Here is an 18,049-nt window from a genome sequence, read left to right on the forward strand (position 1 = left end):
TTATTCCTCATTACTTGTATATGTTGATAACTGTAACGGTAAAATTTGTGCCTGCCGCCATTGTTCAAAAATCTGCTGATAATTTGAGCCATGCTTAACGAATCCGATTCCGCAATCCCCACCGCCAGCTCCAGACATTTTGCCACTTCCGCCAAAGCAAACGACAAGATTGATTAATTTTTTAAGCCGGGGAGTTTCCAATTCAACGTGGCTAATTTTGCTTAATTCATTTAAAAGTTTCCGATTACGGGTGATTGCAGCGGTCATTTTTTCAAAATCATCATTCTTAATGGCATGAATTAAATCTTCCACACATTGCGCACTTTGAGTAACGAACGTGTCATATTTCAAATGACTGCGTCGTTTAACTTCAGTAACAAGATGTTTGGTTGAGGCCGGAGCGCCTGTCCATCCGACAATTAAAGCGGTGCTTGCTGGGACAGGAAGCCGTTGGATTTTTAATTCTGGCCAGTAAGTTTCAATCAAAGGCTTTAAAGGCTTTTGCGGTTGATTAAGCAGCCAGTTCCGATCAGGCGAGTAGTATGCGATCCAACCGGTAAACGCACTGGCTGCAATGTCTCCCAGTGAACCATTGCCTTGAACATTATAGTGGGCAAGGGCAGCAATCTTATAAATTTCCAATGCAGTCAAATTAAGGTGATAGAAAACAGCGATGGCTTTGACAACGCCAACGGTTACCGCCGCTGACGAACCAAGTCCGAATTTTTTTCCATCATCACTGTCAAGGGCACTACCGATTTCAAGGTTGAAAAACTGGAGTTGACGGCCGGATTCTTCAACATAGCGTTCAGTTAATCGAATGGCTTCAAGGACAAATTCAAGGTGAACGTCATCTTCAAGCTGAATTTGGCGATGAGCTGTCCGGTGCCATTTAACCGGCATAGTTTGATACTGATGCGAGTAAATAGTTCCAGTCGCGGTTGCTGACGTGATTTTAAGGTGAACAAACCGATCGACAGCGGTGATCACGGCTGGGGTTCCTGGTTCAACGACGGCATATTCACCAGCAAGATAAAGTTTTCCGGGAACTTTGACGTTAACCACTTAGTTACCTCCTTATGCTTCGATAAAGCGAACTCCTTCTCCAGGCTTAGCAAATTCAAACGTAATTTGGCCAAATTTTGAGGCTAAAATTTGCTGAATAGCAGAGGCATCTGCTTGCAGGCATAAAATTTTAACGTTTGGACCAGCATCAAGCGTGTAGTAGCACGGAATGTGTTCTTCTTCGCGAATCCGTTCAACTTCTTGCATGATTGCAAGGCTCATTGGTTCAAAGTAGTTGAAGTGCGGTTGAGCACTTAAATTTAACGCATGCATTTTGAGCGCGTTGCTTTCAGTGATTTCCCCAACTTTTTGAAAATCACGTTCTTGAATTGCTTTTTTAATTGATTTCAAATCTGCGGTCGTTGATTGAATCCATCCTTGATAGTATGGGGAAGTTTCAACGACAGTCTGCATTCCGACCCGGGAAGAAATTTTCTTTTGCCCGGAGTTGACGATCCCAACCAACATTCCAATTGGCCAATCAAGTTTTTCTTCAACTGGAACGGCATATGATGTTTGATCATCTGTGCCTTGACACCATTCAACAAAGCCACCATAAATCGACCGACTGGCTGATCCCGATCCGCGGCGTGCAAGGCGAGAAAGATCCTTTCTGCTTAAATCCAATCCTGCGGCCTTACTGGCAGCGGCGGCAAGGGCAGCGAAAGCCGATGCTGAGGATGCCAATCCCGCAGCTGAAGGAACGTGATTGATTGAATCAATTTTTGCAAAAATTTGGATTCCGGCAAGTTTGCGAACAAGATCCATAAAATGGTTGACCTTTGGATTTTCGACAAGGTGACCATTTAAAGTAAAAACATCCCGGGGCAACGTTTTGTCAAACTTGACCGTTGTATCTGTATAAAAGTGGTCAAGGGTAAGTGAAAGCGAACTGTTTTGCGGGATGATTAAATCCATGTCCTTTTTTCCCCAATACTTGATCAATGCAATGTTTGTATGCGCACGGGCAGTAATTGGTGAACTATTCATGAATGTCCTCCTTAAGCAAAGGTTCGATCCATGTTTGAGTTGCACCGGCGTCTAAAAGGGCTTGGGAAAGACCACTGGCGTCGCCAATTGATTTCGTGAGGCAAATGAAACATCCGCCTTTACCGCCACCGGTTAATTTACTTCCGAGTGAACCGTTTTCTAGACTAAGGGCAATCAAATCGTCAAGCTGGGCACAACTGACCCCTAATTGACGTAAAATTTCTTGCGCAGCGTTAAAAATTTCGCCAAGTTTTTCGATGTCATCTGATGCAAGGGCATCCTTCGCATTAAAAGCAAGCTGACCCAAATCAGAGATCAATTTTTGCGTTTCATCTGGATTATGCATTAAGTGTTCCTTTACAACGGCAATGGCTTGACTTGTCTTACCTTTGATTCCGCTATCGGCAATCACAAGATACCCATGTGTTTTAATTGGAAAAGTTTTTAATTCCTGGTTGCGAACCATCCAAATCGGTTGTTCGCTTGCACAGGTTGCGGCATCTAGTCCACTTGGATTTTTATGAGTATCCTTTTCTGAAATATTTGCAAGGTTCAGTAACCGGGTCTTGGTTAATGGCTTGCCTAAATACGTGTAAAATGCCCGAATTAAAGCAACCGCAACAGCTGCTGACGAACCCATTCCGCGTTCGGCAGGGAGGTCGCTTTTGATCGTAATACTTAATGGATTTTCAATTTCATTTTTATCGATTAAATAGTTAATTAAATGTTTGATTCCTGAAACCGGGAAATCAACTAGCTTTCCTGTAAAGTAGCTGCTGTTAATTGTACTTTCGGTTTCGGCATCTTCAACCGTTACTTTAACATTTACGGTTGTGAGTGGAAGGGCAATTGCCGGTTGACCATAGACAACGGCATGTTCGCCAATCAAAATAATTTTCGCGTTGCTCTTTCCGTGAGCTTGATTACTATTTACCAAGGTAAAGATCCTTTCAAAATGGATTTGAGAAGTTCAAAAAGAACGTATTACCTTTTTGAAATTGTCAGTATAAACACATGTTAATTCAACGCTCATTATACCGTATTAATTAGGAATAAACCAATGAAATTTTAATTAAATAATCTGTTAATGATTAATAATTTGTTATTTTAACTTTGTGAGAATTTATTTTGAGTTTAAACGGTAGTTTATTGTAAAATCAAAGTTAGAGAATAAAGGAATGACGGAAGAATGGTAAATAATCAAACATTCGCGGTTGTTGACCTTGAAACGACCGGAACGAAGATGGACGGAACAAACCGAATTATTCAATTTAGTTGTGTTCTTGTTCAAAATCGTAAAATTGTAAATAAATTTAATACGTTAATTAATCCGTTAATGGCAATTCCGGCAGATGTTCAGAATTTAACAGGAATTCATGAAAAGGATGTTCGCCATGCACCGCTCTTTGATGATGTTGCGGGAACGATCTATGCGTTATTGCAAGATACAGTTTTTGTGGCGCATAACATTCAGTTTGACTACCGTTTCTTGAATGCTGAACTTGAACGGGTCGGCTATCCAGAACTCGACCTAAAAGGGGTTGATACCGTTCAGCTTAGCCAGATTTTATATCCATGTTTAGCATCGTATCGCTTGCAAGATTTAAGTGCCGCGTTGGAAATTAGTCATGAACGGCCACATCAGGCAGATAGTGATGCGGTGGTGACAGCCAAGTTATTGATCAAATTGATGGACCAGATCCATCAACTACCAGATTCGTTATTGCAGCAGCTTGAATCAATGGGGGGAGCGTTATTATTTGAAACCAGAATGCTGTTTTCAAATGAACTGCAAAAACGAACTTCTCAAAGAGAACACGATGCGGATTTGATCCAAGTCGGAAAAATTACTTTCCGGCGACCGCGAAAATTTGAGAATCACGATCAGGAACACTCAAAGCAGCCTCTACTTGAATCATGGCCGGCAAGCTACGAAAAAAGGCCGCAGCAATTAAAGTTAATGAAAGATGTTGCTTCCCAAATGCGACATGGACAGCCACAAGCCTTTTTTGAAGCGCCGACGGGAACTGGAAAAACGTTAGGATACCTCTTACCGGCAGCTCATGAAATCCAGTACGGTCATCGTTTTTTGATCAGTACAACAACGAATGCGCTTCAAAACCAACTGATCGACCAGGAAATCAATCAGCTTGATCAGTTCTTACCGTTTAAGGTCAACGTGGTTTCGTTGAAAGGAAGCCAGCATTATATTGATTTGGATAAGTTTGCCCATACCCTTGATCAGCCGCAAAATGACTATACTCGGTTGATTCAGATGCGGTTATTAGTATGGTTGACCCAAACTGAAACCGGTGATATGGACGAATTGAACTTTACGGTTCAGCAATTACCGTTATTTGATGAAATTACCCATCATGGAATTCAAGGCTTGAATCAGGAAAGTCCATATTATCAGTATGATTTTATGCGCCGGCGAATCGATGAAATGCAAAATGCTGATTTTGTAATTACGAATCACGCTTATTTGATCAAACATGCGGCAGAATTTGCAGATCAGCATCGAACTTTGATCATCGATGAGGCCCAGCAGTTAGTAACGACAACGTTGCAGAATAATAATCAAGTAATGGATCTTGACGCAGTCAAAATCCTTGCTGATACGTTACTTGTCAAAATGGAATCACAGGTTTCATATTCATTTGCGAACCTGATCAAACAGCGGCTACTTACGCGGGCTGAATACCGGAAGGTTCTTCAAAAAATCCAAGTGATCGACCATACGATTCCTGAATTGCGGAATGCAATGTTGCACCGATTCATGAAACTTCAACGCGTCGCCAAAATTACGGAGACTCCGGTTCGATTAAAAAAGATTTTTGGTTTTGTAAAAGAGCATATTAATCAGTATCGTAAGGTTCAAAATGCGATTCGCTTTTTAGAAAATAAAAATCCGAAACTTTACCGTCATTTTATTGAGCTGCTTGATCAGCAGCGCTTGGATAGCCAATCATTTAATCTGTTTAAAGCGTACTTTAAACTCAGTAATGAATTGCTTGCAAAGTTAAAAAATTGGGACCGGTTGGCGTTGGAAAATCTTGAAAAGACGGCGGACAGCTTATTGATGTGGCTTAGTTATCCACAAGACCAAGATGGCGCGCACCTAAGACTTCATTTTGGGTTAATGGAGTCGCAAGATTTTTTGCAAACCAACGTCTATCCGTTTTTTAATCAGGTGCTTTTCTTTAGCGGAAGTTACTTTACTTCGCAAACGTACCAGTATTTTGTTGATCAGCTTGGCGCAGTTGAAAGCAAACATTTTAAATATCAGTCAGCCTTTGATTATGAGCATCAAGCGAAGGCCTTGCTGATTAAGGACGGGTTAGACGTCAATCAGGTAACAACTGACGAATATGCAAATTATTTAAGCAATCAGATTATTAAGATCTGCCAAGCCCAAGACCGGCAAACGATGATTTTATTTAATTCAAACGAAATGGTTGAAAAAGTTTATGACCAGTTGCACGATGACGAACGGATGCAGGCATGGCAAATTTTAGCACAAAATGTCACGGGAACAGCTGAACGCTTAAAGAAAAAGTTTCAGTCATTCCAAAATGTGCCGCAGCTTTTGCTTGCAACGGGGACATTTTGGGAAGGAGTCGATTTACCGGCTGAACAGTTGGAGGTCCTTGTGATTGCCAAATTACCATTTCAAGCGGTCCAGAGTCCATATAATCAGATTCGTTACCAACGCGATGACCGGGCTGGTGGTAATTCGTTTAATGACATTGCGCTGCCTGAAGCGGTTATGCGGTTTGCCCAAGGGGTTGGCCGCCTGATTCGAACGCAGCGGGATCACGGATTAGTGATCACCCTTGATTCGCGAATTGTTAATCGCGGTTATGGCAAGCAGTTTGTGAATACCTTTCCTCAAGGGATGCCGGTTGAAATAATTGAAGCTCAACAGCTTGCAGGTGAAATTACAAATTTCTTTAAATTCAAACGTTAGGTCATTTTTTTGTTATAATAGTTGATAACATGTAATAGAGAAGAGGCTCAGAATGGGACGGGTTCAACGCAAAACGAAGCGGATTAAACGCATGATCATCATTGGAATCATTGCTTTAATTTTGATTGTCATTTGGGGATACTATATGATTGCCCAGTTGCCATACCGCGAAGCGAAGAGTGAAGCTTTTCAGATGGCAGCAAAATATGCAAAGGTTGATAGTGTCAAAAACTTTTATATTTATAATCGTAATAGTACATATTACACAATTGAAGGCGAAAACAATGATAACCAAGATGTGTACGTTGTAATTCCCAAGAAGGGCAATCGCGTAAATATTTACGAGAAAAACAAAGGAATTACTAAAAAAGCGGCTGAAAAAATTGTTAATCAAAAGTACCAGCCGCAAAAAATTGTGAAAACCGTTTTTGGAATGAAAAATGGAGGTACTCCACTATGGGAAGTTGCCTACGAAAATCAGCAAGGTAATTTATGCTATGCCCAGGTTGCATTTAAAGACGGACAAGTTTTACAAAATATCACGAATATGTAATGAATGATAATGACACATTTCGGAAGATAGTTTATAATTAAAAAAAGTAAATCTTTTTTTGAAATTATCAATTAAGATTAGAGGAGGAACGGCTTGTGGAAACGATCAGTATTATTGATTCAAAGAACCACGTAAACGAAAAAGTCAAAATCGGAGTTTGGCTTACAAATAAGCGTTCAAGCGGGAAAATTGCTTTCTTGCAATTACGCGACGGATCAGCATATTTCCAAGGAGTAGTTGTAAAAAACAACGTTTCTGAAGAAGTCTTCAAGATTGCCAAGGAAGTTAAACAAGAAACAAGTATGTATGTAACTGGAACAATTCATGAAGATTCACGGTCACACTTTGGTTACGAAATTGAAGTTGAAGACATTGAAATTGTCGGTGAAAGTGAAGATTATCCGATCACTCCAAAGGAACACGGGACAGATTTCTTAATGGATCACCGTCATTTATGGTTGCGTTCAAGTCGACAATTTGCAATCATGAAAATCCGCAACGAAATGATTCGAGCAACATACGAATTCTTCAACAAGGAAGGATTTATGAAGGTTGATGCTCCAATCTTGACCGGAAGTGCACCAGAAGGAACAACTGAATTATTCCACACGAAGTATTTTGACCGGGATGCATACCTTTCACAGTCTGGTCAGCTTTATGAAGAAGCCGGCGCAATGGCTTACGGTAAGGTCTTTTCGTTTGGTCCAACGTTCCGGGCTGAAAAGTCAAAAACACGGCGTCACTTGATCGAATTTTGGATGATTGAACCTGAAATGGCATTTACTCACCAAGAAGAAAGCCTTGAAGTTCAAGAACGGTATATTGCATACCTTGTTCAAAATGTCTTGGATCATTGTGACTATGAATTGGATATTTTAGGCCGTGACAAGGATGTTTTGAAACGGTACACTGAATTACCATATCCACGAATCTCATATGATGAAGCCATCAAGATGTTGCAAGATTCAGGCGAATTTCCAGATGTTGAATGGGGAGCAGACTTTGGTTCGCCAGAAGAAACATACTTGGCTGAACAATTCAGTAAGCCAGTGTTTGTAATGAACTATCCGAAGGCTATCAAGCCATTCTACATGAAACCACACCCAACTCGGGATGATGTTGTTATTTGTGCAGACTTATTAGCACCTGAAGGTTATGGTGAAATTATCGGGGGTTCAGAACGGGCAACTGATACGGAATACTTAAAGGAACAAATTGAAAAGGCCGGTTTAAACATGAAAGATTACGAATGGTATCTTGATTTACGGCGTTATGGAAGTGTTCCGCATTCAGGATTTGGCCTTGGCCTTGAACGGGCCGTTACCTGGATCACAGGTGAAGACCACATTCGGGAAGCAATTCCATTTCCACGTTTGTTAAACCGGATTTACCCGTAAAATTGGGATTAAAAAAGAGGCTGGAGTGTTTCAGCCTCTTTTCTTATCTGAAAGGAGGGACTTTAATGGATGACACGGTCGCATTGAAACTATTGCAGACAGGAAATACGATGATTCCAAATTTGATTTTGAAAAACTACGTCAAGTTAGGAATGAACGCGGAAGAATTTGTCTTTTTGCTAGAACTCAAAGCTGCATTGAAAGATGGAAACCAAGCCCTTGATCTTCAAACGATTGCCCAAATCATGAATAAGGATGAAGCGCAGATTTACCAACTGCTTCACGGATTGATTGAAAAGGGAATCATCAGCTTGACATCAGTGGTTGACGACCAGGGACGTAATTCAGACCAATACAGTTTAGAGCCGTTGTATAAAAAGACACTTAAACTTTTAAGAGATCAAATGCAGGCAAAACAAATTCAAGCTCATCAACAAACACGGAATGATGTTTTTGCGCGGATCGAGCAAGAATTTGGTCATCCCTTGTCCTCATTTGATATGGAAATGATTGACAGTTGGCTTAACGAAGACCATTATTCGCCTGAAATCGTTATTTTGGCTTTAAAAGAGGCCGTTCTAAGCGGAGTTTATAATTTAAAGTACATGGATAAAATTTTGCTTGCATGGGAAAAGAAGGGCATCAAGACGGCAGCTGATGTTCAACGGCAACGGACCAAGTTCAGACATCAGGGCCAAAGCCAACGGAAACAGGGTAATCGGGCGAAACCGAAAATTCCACTGAATAAGTGGTCGGAATAACGAAAAAATAATTATGCAGATATAATAAAGAGGATGTGACCAAGATCACATCCTCTTTTTAACTCTTTTTGATTTTAAATTAAATTCCCCGAAGAATTCCAACAATTGATTGATTGTTGATAACAGTTGGATCAACTAAATCAACTTGGCCGCCGTATACCAAGGTGTCGATTGCAATTTCATTTGCTTGAACTTGCTCATCAGTTTCGGTTTCGTTAACGGCAAGTTCATGCGCGATCACGGTTGTATCAAGGCGACCTTCTTCAGCTGCAGCTTGAACATCCTTCATTCCTTCAAGGTATCTCTTCTTTGAGTGGGCAAGATCAATTGCATCTTCAATCTTTTCCCGGCTTTCATCAATGAAGCGTTCGGTGATTTTCGCTGTCGCTTTTTCAAGTGTTTCATGATTGATCACTGCTGGAATTGTCAACGTATCTTCCTTGTCTAAGAAATGGTTGTGTGATAACTTCTTGAATTCGCCCGCATCATCTTCAGTTGCCATCAAAACAACTTTTAAATGATCCTTTAAGCTAATGTGCTTGGTGATGTATTCGTCCACCATTCTGAAGTATTGATCCATATCAGTTTGTTCAGCTTCTGCCTTTACGTCAGTTCCTCTAAATTGGTCATATGAACCGCCACCGCGTTGTTCCATTCGAATCTTTTGATCAGGCGTGTCAATGTTTAATGCTTTTTCAGCTGAAATAGGGGCGTCATTATTTAAACTCATTGGTGAAACTAATCCGTTTTTAACGGTAAACATTTCAAACGAGGAACGGGTAACTTTTGCGATATTATAACTTGGCATATATTCATATCCGCGAATGATTGGTAGAACATATGGTTTATCAGCTACCCGAACTTGGAGATCAACTTTCCGTGGAAGGTAGTAGTGGTAAGCTGTTTCATTACTAATGATAATTGCAAGCGACTTCGATTGAGCATAATCAAAGACGATGTCATTTTGAGTTGCCTTAATTTTCTTTTCGTACTTTGACCAGTTCTTTTCGCCATACTTTGTAACAAATTGCTTTTTAGCTTTTGAAAGAAGACTGTTAAATTCGGTATCATCAAATTTGAAATTGTCTTTGCTAGGGTAAAGTGGTAAAAACAATGAAATAAATGGTCCTGAAACTTCTTCATTAATTACAATATTTTTCAAATCATGTTTTAGTGACATAATCAAAACCTCCTTTAACCTTTACATTTTTATTATATATTGATTGGCATGAAAAGGTTATCAATATGCTTGGATAAAATAAAAAAGCTGTGGTTTTTAACCACAGCTTATTAGCAGTTAAAAATAACATTAATGATGATCGTTGTTATTGTTTTGATTATTATTGTTATTATTCTGCTGGTTATTATTATTTTGATTATTATTGTTATTATTCTGCTGGTTATTATTATTGTTCTGATTATTATTGTTATTGTTATTGCTTTGCTGTTGTGATTGGCTATTTGTCTGAACCTTGCTTTGCTGGTCTGAATTTGTCTGTGGGTTACTGTTTTGACTCTTTTGCGAATCATCAATCTTTGAAAAGACACTTTGGAATTTCGCCATGCTGCTCTTCTTTGAGAAGATCTCACTTGAAGGCGGTTGAGATCCAGCTAAGTAAAGTTGCCGTACACCGTTGATGTATTTAACGTAAACGTTGCTTGGTTTTACCCAGTCAGTGTTTGATACATCTTCGGACATGTATTCCATAATCTGTTTATAGAATTGCGAAGCAATGTTAGCAGTCGACTGTGTCATGTAATTTCCAGGTTGATACTGGTGGTCATATCCAAGCCATACGGATACCGAGTAGTTCTTCGTGTAACCGTTGAACCATGAATCCATGATTGCATTGGATGGAAATTCATTGGCAACATCTGATGGATAAGCGTTTGTCCCGGTCTTCCCAGCTTGGTAAAGGCCAGGAATATTTGCTTCCTTCCCCGTCCCCTTTGGTGAAGTAATAACCTGTTTCAACATGTCAGTGATCATATATGCCGTTGATGGTTGCATTGCTCGTTTTCCTTCGTTAGAGTACTGTTTAACCGTCCCATCAGGCGTTTCAATGGCATTGACAAATTGCGGCTTGTAGTAAATTCCGCCATTGGCAAATGCCGCGTAGGCAGCTGCGTTTTGTAACGTTGATGATGGAAGACCGATTCCGTTTGAATAGTGCAATCCAGACTTATAGTTAAAGCCAAGACCTTGAAGGAACTTCGTTGCTTTTGGAAGACCAACGCTGGCTAATGTTTGAATTGCAGGGATGTTCCGGGATTCGATCAAGGCTTCCCGCATTGTCATGTTGCCTTCATACTTATGGTCAAAATCATAAAGAGTAGTGCTTGAACCTGGATAAGTATATGGTTCATCTTTTAACATATGGTACGTTGCCCATTGCTTGTATTCGATTGCTGGTCCATAATCCATCAACGGTTTAGCGGTTGAACCGTCAGTCCGGTCAGTCTGAACAGCCCGGTTTAAGCCGAAGGTAACGTTTCCTAATTTCCGTCCCCCAATCATTGCGACAACCTTCCCGTTGTGGGGGTTAACGATTGTCGAGGCAACCTGGATCTTGTTATTTGGGAAGTAGACGTAATTGTTAGTGTTGGCAATTTCGTACAACTTTTCTTGAATATTCATATCGAGGTTAGTATAGATCTTGAGACATTGAGTAAACGGATCGTATCCTTTGGCTTCAACGTCTTGGATAACTTCTTTCAAATATGGGTCAGCAATTTTGGCTTTTTCACTATCCTCAACGTTGTTTTGATGAGCGGGGAGTAAACCATTGTTGATATCTTCAGCTTGAGCCTGTTTTTCTTGATTCTTTGTAATTTTATGATTTTCATACATTGCTTGAAGAACTTCATTCCGTCGCTTTAAAGCTAATTTCGGATTCGAATACGGGTTATATGAAGATGGCGCATTCGGAATTCCAGCAATTAATGCAGTTTGGGCTAGGTCAAGTTGATTTAATGATTTACCGTAATAGAATTTGGCAGCTGTTTCCATTCCGTAGTTACCATATCCCATAAAGACCTTATTAATGTAGAATGTTAAAATTTGATCTTTTGAGTAATGCTTATCAAGTTGCAAGGCTAACCAAGCTTCTTGTGCTTTCCGTTTGAGTGTTTGGTCAGACTTGGAGGTCGAGAAGTATGACAATTTGATCAATTGCTGGTCGATCGTACTTCCACCTTGAAGACCTGAACCTGGATTGAGGTTGTTTAAAAACGCCCCTAAAATTCGTTTAGGATCAATTCCTTTTTGTTGATAAAATTGCCGGTCTTCAATTGAAACGATTGCATCTTTTAACTGTTGCGGAACTTTATCTTCAGCAATCAAAGTCCGATTGTCAGATCCCAATGAAGTGATCTTTTTATTGTTCGCGTCATAAATGATCGTCGAACCTGGACTTGATAATTTGCTTGTTGAAAGTTCAGGAGCGCTTTTTGCATAGTAGAAGAAGAGGGCCGAACCAGCCGCAACTCCAAGGACAAAAATAATCAAAATAACTAGCAAAATACGCTTGATAATATGCCAAGGGCCTTTTGCGCGAACCGCTTCTTCAGCTTCTCGCCGATTAACTCTTGAATATTTTGGATCTTGATTACTCATTATTATCTCCTTCGATTTGGTTAATTAGTAAATCCACTGCTTTAAGATATGGAATTTGGGGCTGCAAACCATATTCAATTTTAAAGCTCACGTCTTCGATTTCCTTTTTCGGGATCGACTTGCGTCCGTGAGCTTGATTATCCCAATAGTTAAATAGAAGGGATGTTGGCATTAAATACAGTTCATTTTGTGAAACAAAACGAATGATTGTAAAACAGATTCCATGTTGCTTTTCACAAGCTTTCATATGTTTAATTTGATGTTCGTGAAAGTTGCTTAACGGGAAGGCTGTTTTATTTTTGGTTTCTTTTGCTTCAAAATCAAGGTAGTACCCTCGATAAATTCCATTGTAGTCAGTCGTTGACGGTGTTTTGAAATATGCCTTTTTGATTACCGCTGCACTTCGCTTAGGGTAATCAACGTCAACAATTTGAATTGGAATGGGTTTCTTGTGAATGACGGCGATTTCGCGTTCAAGGTAGTATTGATTACTATCATTGATTTCCTGTTCAAGCGTCATTCCACGATTGCCATAAACAATTCGACTTGGCGATTTATGTTTCGCCTTGAATGTGTTACTCTGCTTTTGAGAGTAATGCTGACCATTTGGATAGTTAAGTGTCATCAAAATCACACTCCTATCCCGGTATTTTACCATTTATCAAGATTTTAGGCAAAATCGTGAAGGCAGGTGAAGCAGTTGCGGTTATGGGTAACTGGTTATCGAAGTTATGAACTCGGAGTTTTTACAAATAATGATCCGAAAGTCAAAGTAATTAAATATTTATTAAAAAAACATTTTGAACAAAAATTTAATGATGGCCTTGAATGGGTGATCACCGGCGGCCAACTTGGTGTTGAGCAATGGGCTGCGGAAGCGGCAATGGAATTGAAGGAAGAATATCCGGAATTAAAAGTTTCACTGATGTACCCGTTCAGTGAATTTGGCTGTCAATGGAATGAGCAGAATCGGATGCTGCTAAGTGATTTGGAATCAAAGGTTGATTTTTGTGCAAGCATCAGTAAACAGCCATATCAATCGCCTGCACAATTGAAAAATTTTCAAAAGTTTATGCTGGATCATACGGATGAGGCAACACTGATCTATGATCCAGAATATCCTGGAAAACCGAAATATGATTATCAAGCTGTTCAACAATACACAGAAAATCATGATTATCCGGTTACGTTATTTGACATGGATAATTTGCAAGACACTGCAAATGAATTTCAAGAAAATCTTGGCAACTAAAAACAATTCTGCTATAATACTACTGTTATGAGTTAAGTACCTATCGGAGACGAGGTGTAATTTATGGAAAATGTCAATCTTACGCCTAAAGAAATCGTAAACAAGCATTTTAAGCCTAAAATGCGTGGTTATGATCCAGCGGATGTTGATGAATTTTTAGATAAAGTTATCCAAGACTACGAGACTTTCACTAAAGAAAATCAACGGTTGCAAATGGAAAATGATCGGCTTGTAAGTAAAGTTGACGAACTTACGAAGCAAATTGCGGTTGGTAAGTCTGGTCAAGCTGCAAGACCAACTTCAAATGTCAATAACATGGACATCTTGAAGCGACTTTCTAATTTGGAACGACGCGTTTTTGGTGCTCAACTTAATGATGATAATGGCCAAAATAGTCGTTTTTAACAATTAAATATGTTAATTAGCGTGTAGTGTTCGGGTAATCGCGGGCTGCATATGCAGTCTGAGGAAAGTCCAAGCTTGCACAGGCTGCGATGCCTGTAGTGATCGTGCTTGCTGAAAAAATAAGGCAAGGTACCTACATTGTAGGTAACGGCAGATAAAAAGGCTAAAACTTCGGTCATGCCTGAGTAGTCTTGAAAAGTGCCACAGTGACGAAGTAGTATTGGAAACTGTACTAGTGGAACGCGGTAAACCCCTCGAGCAGGTAACCCAAATTTTGGTAGGGGCGCTTCATGACGGAAATGAACTAATCATGGGGGCGAGTTTTTAACTCGGAGATAGATGATTACCACCGATTCCAGTCCTGGCTGGATGACGTACGGAACGTGGCTTATAGAGCACTACATATGACAGGAGGAGGTTGCGACATTGTTGCAACCTCCTATTTTTAATTAAGGATGAGGAAAATGGAAATAATCGCAACGTGCGCAGCTGGAATTGAAGGAATTCTTGGAAACGAACTGAAGCACCTTGGATATCATGCAAATGTTGAAAATGGTCGCGTCCGGCTTGAAGGTGATTTTCAAGATATTATCCGTTTAAATCTATGGCTTCGGACTGCTGACCGGGTAAAGATCGTTTTGGCAAAGTTTATGGCAAAAACCTTTGATGATTTGTTTGAAAATGTAAAGCAAATTCCATGGGAAGATTGGCTTGCACTCGATGCGGCTTTTCCGGTAAGCGGTAAATCGCAAAAATCGCAATTGCATAATGTCCCAAGTGTTCAGGCAATTACTAAAAAAGCAATTGTTGAACGCATGAATCAAACGTATCATCGGCGGACGAAGTTTCCGGAAACGGGGGCTGAGTATCCAGTTCAGGTTTCGATCAATAAAAACAAGGCAATGATTACCCTTGATACAACGGGATCAAGTTTATTTAAGCGCGGATACCGGTTGGATAAAGGGGGCGCGCCGATGAAGGAAAACATGGCTGCGGCCCTTGTTTTATTGTCACATTGGTATCCAGAAGATCCGTTTATGGACCCAGTGTGTGGTTCGGGAACGATTCCAATTGAAGCTGCTCTTCTTGGACGCAACATCGCGCCGGGAATCAACCGTCATTTTGTTTGTGAACAGTGGCAACAAGTCGATGAAACGATGGTTTCAAAGCTTCGCGAAGAGGCCCGTGCAGCTCAAAAACCAAAAGTTGAACTCGACATTGTCGGATACGATATTGACGGACGAATGATCAATATTTCAAAGGTCAATGCGAAGGCGGCTGGGGTTTTGCATAACATTCATTTCAAACAGTTAGCGGTTAAAGATTTTAATACTGATAAGGAAAATGGTGTGATCGTTGCTAACCCGCCATATGGGCAACGGTTAAGTGATCGCGATAGTGTCCACGTTTTGTATGAACAAATGGGAAAAATCTACCGTCCAATGACTACGTGGAGTAAGTATATTCTTACAAGTGATTTAAATTTTGAAAAATATTATGGCGAACAGGCGACTAAAAGACGTAAACTATACAATGGTTCGCTTCGAACGGACCTCTTTCAATATTGGGGAAAGAAGAAACGTTAATTGAAGGTGAAAAAATGAAACAAAAGAGATATTACAGTCAACCAGATGTTCCAACCTCGATTGTTTGCTGGTCATTCACATGGATGATTTTTCTTTTTAGTATGCTTTTATGGCTGGAAATTACGGTCTTTCAAATTTGGACCTTGATGACTTTGATTTTATTTTTAATTGTGGTGTTAGTCGAACTTCGGGGACGATATCTTCAAATCGAAGACGGAAAAATCAATTATCATACATTGATTGTTTTTAATGGTCAAAGCATCAAGTTAAGCGATATTAAAGAAGTGAAGCATAATCGGTGGGGGGTTGTCCGGTTTGTAACGGAAAAGGCGACCCATAGTTTTTTGATGATGCCAAAGACGGCTGCCCGGTTGGCGGGGGATGTCGTTGAATTAATTAAATAAAAAATTTCAAAATAAGCGAGAGACTGTGACTGAAAGGCCATGGTCTTTTTTATTTGATTTTAAATTTATTTTAACAATATTATTAATTGTTTTGTACAATAAACGAACAATAAAAATGAATGATATTTACAACGTTCAATTTATTTGGTAAGCTTACCTTAATGAAGGAGGAAGATATTCATGAATGCTCAAATTAGTATTGTAATGGGAAGCATCTCAGACTGGTCAACCATGAAGTTGACGGGTGAGATTTTAGATAAATTGAATGTTCCGTATGAAAAGCAGGTGGTTTCGGCTCACCGGATGCCGGCTGAATTGATGAAATTTGGTCAAACGGCGCGTGAACGTGGAATTAAAGCCATCATTGCAGGGGCTGGCGGGGCAGCTCATCTTCCGGGAATGCTTGCTGCAAATACGATCATCCCGGTAATTGGGGTTCCGGTTCAAACCCATGCCCTTGGCGGAATGGATTCTTTGTTGTCAATTGGTCAAATGCCAGCTGGCGTTCCGGTTGCCACAATGGCAATTGGGGCGGCTGGTGCGCGGAATGCAGCTTTAATGGCATGCGAAATGCTTGCTTTGAATGATGATGCGCTTGCAGATCGATTAGTCGATTACCGGAAACAGCAACATGATGCTGCCGTAGAAAGCAGTGCTCACCTTGAATAAACGAATTGAACAAGGCGATACGATTGGAATTATTGGAGGCGGCCAATTAGGTCAAATGCTGGCATTTTCAGCTAAAGCAACGGGGATGAAGGTCATTGTTCTTGATCCGGATCCAACTTGTCCCACCGGTCAGGTTTGTGATTGCCAAATTGTTGCGCCATATGATGATGTTAATGCGATCCAGCAGTTAGCTGCTGAAGCGGATGTGATAACGTATGAATTTGAAAATGTTGACTTGGATGCGCTAGATGCGGTCAAAGATGTCGTTTCGATTCCTCAAGGAACAGAATTATTACGAATCACCAAAGATCGAATTCGCGAAAAGACATTTTTGAAAGAACACGGATTTCAAACAGCGAAATTTGCGGCAATTAATAACGAACACGATTTCCAAATTAAATTGGAAAAAGTTGGTTTCCCATGTTATTTAAAAACGTGTGAAGGTGGTTATGACGGAAAGGGCCAAGTTCGGCTCAATAATGAAGACGATTTAAAACAGACCAAAGAAATTTTGCAGCACTGTCCATGTATTTTGGAAAAGGCCGTTGATTTTAAATGCGAATGTTCCGTGATGGTCGGTCGCAATGTGGATGGCGACATAAGTGTCTTTCCGGTCAGTGAAAATATTCACCGAAATCAGATTTTACATGAGAGTATTGTTCCGGCCCGGATTCCAAGCAAGGTTGCGGTTCATGCGGAAGAAACCGCTGTTGCAATTGCCCAGGCACTTGATTTATGCGGCATTTTAGGGATTGAAATGTTTATTGGAAATGATGATCAAGTTTACATTAACGAATTAGCACCGCGGCCGCATAATTCGGGGCACTATTCGATTGAAGCATGTAATTTTTCCCAATTTGACATTCATAATCGGGCAATTTGTAATTGGCCAATGCCGCAAATTAAACTTTTGCAACCCGTTGTGATGGTCAACGTTTTAGGCCAGCATGTTTCCGGGGTACGGAATTTAATTTTTGAGAAACTTGACTGGCATTTTCATGATTATGGAAAAAGTGAGGTGCGGTTGAACCGGAAGATGGGACATATTACGATTTTGACAAATCAGCTTGATCAAACACTGAAAGAAATTGATCAAACTGGAATTTGGTAACAATAAAAGCGAACGTTTTTAATAATTAAAAATAGAAAATTTAAGTATTTAAACCGTTAAAAGGCATCTTTTAAAGAAGATGTCTTTTTGTTTCATTCGAATAAATTATAAATAAGCAATTTTAATTGATGGTTTATAAAATAAATTCGTATGATTATGAACGATAAAAACCATTTATGGTAAAATCGTTTGAATATTTTATTGACATTCTGCTGTTCTTGGAATATTCTGAATGTATAATAATTGATTGTTCAAAAAAGTTCGTGTAAT

General features: G+C 39.9%; 16 protein-coding genes and 1 other RNA gene. 11 read left to right on the forward strand and 6 right to left on the reverse strand.

The features are described 5' to 3' along the window. From FC64_RS05590 to mvk, 3 genes are read right to left on the reverse strand one after another with little or no spacing between them, the layout of a single operon-like run. Positions 1–1,065 (reverse strand): phosphomevalonate kinase, encoded by a 1,065-nt coding sequence (locus FC64_RS05590; RefSeq protein WP_057906930.1) that lies wholly within the window; start codon positions 1,063–1,065, stop codon positions 1–3. A gap of 12 nt (positions 1,066–1,077) precedes the next feature. Further along, the gene (gene mvaD / locus FC64_RS05595) at positions 1,078–2,055 is read right to left on the reverse strand and encodes a diphosphomevalonate decarboxylase (protein ID WP_057906931.1); all 978 of its coding nucleotides are present in this window, start codon (positions 2,053–2,055) and stop codon (positions 1,078–1,080) included. Next, a complete protein-coding gene (mvk, locus tag FC64_RS05600; protein WP_057906932.1) occupies positions 2,048–2,992 on the reverse strand; it encodes a mevalonate kinase in 945 nt (314 codons plus the stop codon). Before mvk ends, mvaD begins: the two co-directional genes overlap by 8 nt. 252 nt (positions 2,993–3,244) lie before the next feature. Between mvk and FC64_RS05605 the strand changes: the two genes are divergently transcribed. From FC64_RS05605 to FC64_RS05620, 4 genes are all read left to right on the forward strand, one after another. After that, positions 3,245–6,025, forward strand: a complete 2,781-nt coding sequence (locus FC64_RS05605) for a helicase C-terminal domain-containing protein (RefSeq protein ID WP_057906933.1) — start codon at positions 3,245–3,247, stop codon at positions 6,023–6,025. 52 nt (positions 6,026–6,077) lie between these two features. After that, positions 6,078–6,578: a cell wall elongation regulator TseB-like domain-containing protein gene (locus FC64_RS05610; protein ID WP_057906934.1), complete on the forward strand. Its 501-nt coding sequence runs from the start codon at positions 6,078–6,080 to the stop codon at positions 6,576–6,578. A gap of 95 nt (positions 6,579–6,673) precedes the next feature. After that, positions 6,674–7,975, forward strand: a complete 1,302-nt coding sequence (asnS, locus tag FC64_RS05615) for an asparagine--tRNA ligase (protein WP_057906935.1) — start codon at positions 6,674–6,676, stop codon at positions 7,973–7,975. Between the two features lie 65 nt (positions 7,976–8,040). Then, a complete protein-coding gene (locus tag FC64_RS05620) occupies positions 8,041–8,736 on the forward strand; it encodes a DnaD domain protein (RefSeq protein ID WP_057906936.1) in 696 nt (231 codons plus the stop codon). 79 nt (positions 8,737–8,815) lie between these two features. Here FC64_RS05620 and FC64_RS05625 read toward each other — a convergent pair whose 3' ends face one another. From FC64_RS05625 to recU, 3 genes are all read right to left on the reverse strand, one after another. Further along, on the reverse strand, positions 8,816–9,916 hold the full coding sequence (locus tag FC64_RS05625; RefSeq protein ID WP_057906937.1) for a baeRF6 domain-containing protein: 1,101 nt from the start codon (positions 9,914–9,916) through the stop codon (positions 8,816–8,818). A gap of 129 nt (positions 9,917–10,045) precedes the next feature. Then, positions 10,046–12,352, reverse strand: a complete 2,307-nt coding sequence (locus tag FC64_RS05630) for a transglycosylase domain-containing protein (protein WP_420805061.1) — start codon at positions 12,350–12,352, stop codon at positions 10,046–10,048. Continuing rightward, complete coding sequence (gene recU, locus FC64_RS05635; RefSeq protein WP_057906939.1) at positions 12,345–12,977, reverse strand: Holliday junction resolvase RecU; 633 nt, start codon at positions 12,975–12,977, stop codon at positions 12,345–12,347. The genes FC64_RS05630 and recU overlap by 8 nt, the downstream gene beginning before the upstream one ends. Positions 12,978–13,052: 75 nt before the next feature. On the opposite strand from recU, the gene FC64_RS05640 reads away from it, so the two are divergent. The 7 genes from FC64_RS05640 (at position 13,053) to purK (ending at position 17,779) form a co-directional block, all read left to right on the forward strand. Then, positions 13,053–13,604 carry an SLOG family protein gene (locus FC64_RS05640; RefSeq protein WP_057906940.1) on the forward strand — a complete coding sequence of 184 codons (552 nt, stop codon included), beginning with the start codon at positions 13,053–13,055 and terminating at the stop codon, positions 13,602–13,604. 63 nt (positions 13,605–13,667) lie between these two features. Then, positions 13,668–14,009 (forward strand): cell division regulator GpsB, encoded by a 342-nt coding sequence (gene gpsB, locus FC64_RS05645; RefSeq protein WP_057906941.1) that lies wholly within the window; start codon positions 13,668–13,670, stop codon positions 14,007–14,009. A gap of 26 nt (positions 14,010–14,035) precedes the next feature. Next, positions 14,036–14,405: RNase P RNA component class B (rnpB, locus tag FC64_RS07345), an RNA gene on the forward strand. A 59-nt stretch (positions 14,406–14,464) separates the two neighbouring features. Then, the gene (locus tag FC64_RS05650; protein ID WP_057906942.1) at positions 14,465–15,595 is read left to right on the forward strand and encodes a THUMP domain-containing class I SAM-dependent RNA methyltransferase; all 1,131 of its coding nucleotides are present in this window, start codon (positions 14,465–14,467) and stop codon (positions 15,593–15,595) included. A gap of 14 nt (positions 15,596–15,609) precedes the next feature. Then, complete coding sequence (locus FC64_RS05655; RefSeq protein ID WP_057906943.1) at positions 15,610–15,999, forward strand: EbsA family protein; 390 nt, start codon at positions 15,610–15,612, stop codon at positions 15,997–15,999. A 180-nt stretch (positions 16,000–16,179) separates the two neighbouring features. Continuing rightward, positions 16,180–16,668, forward strand: coding sequence for a 5-(carboxyamino)imidazole ribonucleotide mutase (gene purE, locus FC64_RS05660; RefSeq protein WP_057906944.1), 489 nt, complete (start codon positions 16,180–16,182; stop codon positions 16,666–16,668). After that, the gene (purK, locus tag FC64_RS05665; protein WP_057906945.1) at positions 16,661–17,779 is read left to right on the forward strand and encodes a 5-(carboxyamino)imidazole ribonucleotide synthase; all 1,119 of its coding nucleotides are present in this window, start codon (positions 16,661–16,663) and stop codon (positions 17,777–17,779) included. Before purE ends, purK begins: the two co-directional genes overlap by 8 nt. Positions 17,780–18,049: the final 270 nt, after the last annotated feature.

The organism is Ligilactobacillus araffinosus DSM 20653, assembly GCF_001435375.1.
Taxonomy (GTDB): Bacteria; Bacillota; Bacilli; order Lactobacillales; family Lactobacillaceae; genus Ligilactobacillus; species Ligilactobacillus araffinosus.

Excerpts from the sequence above, each read along its gene's own strand:
- mvaD (WP_057906931.1), bottom strand. The coding sequence starts at position 2,055 with ATGAATAGTTCACCAATTACTGCCCGTGCGCATACAAACATTGCATTG.
- FC64_RS05605 (WP_057906933.1), top strand. The coding sequence starts at position 3,245 with ATGGTAAATAATCAAACATTCGCGGTTGTTGACCTTGAAACGACCGGA.
- FC64_RS05610 (WP_057906934.1), top strand. The coding sequence starts at position 6,078 with ATGGGACGGGTTCAACGCAAAACGAAGCGGATTAAACGCATGATCATC.
- FC64_RS05620 (WP_057906936.1), top strand. The coding sequence starts at position 8,041 with ATGGATGACACGGTCGCATTGAAACTATTGCAGACAGGAAATACGATG.
- FC64_RS05625 (WP_057906937.1), bottom strand. The coding sequence starts at position 9,916 with ATGTCACTAAAACATGATTTGAAAAATATTGTAATTAATGAAGAAGTT.
- FC64_RS05630 (WP_420805061.1), bottom strand. The coding sequence starts at position 12,352 with ATGAGTAATCAAGATCCAAAATATTCAAGAGTTAATCGGCGAGAAGCT.
- recU (WP_057906939.1), bottom strand. The coding sequence starts at position 12,977 with ATGACACTTAACTATCCAAATGGTCAGCATTACTCTCAAAAGCAGAGT.
- gpsB (WP_057906941.1), top strand. The coding sequence starts at position 13,668 with ATGGAAAATGTCAATCTTACGCCTAAAGAAATCGTAAACAAGCATTTT.
- FC64_RS05650 (WP_057906942.1), top strand. The coding sequence starts at position 14,465 with ATGAGGAAAATGGAAATAATCGCAACGTGCGCAGCTGGAATTGAAGGA.
- FC64_RS05655 (WP_057906943.1), top strand. The coding sequence starts at position 15,610 with ATGAAACAAAAGAGATATTACAGTCAACCAGATGTTCCAACCTCGATT.
- purE (WP_057906944.1), top strand. The coding sequence starts at position 16,180 with ATGAATGCTCAAATTAGTATTGTAATGGGAAGCATCTCAGACTGGTCA.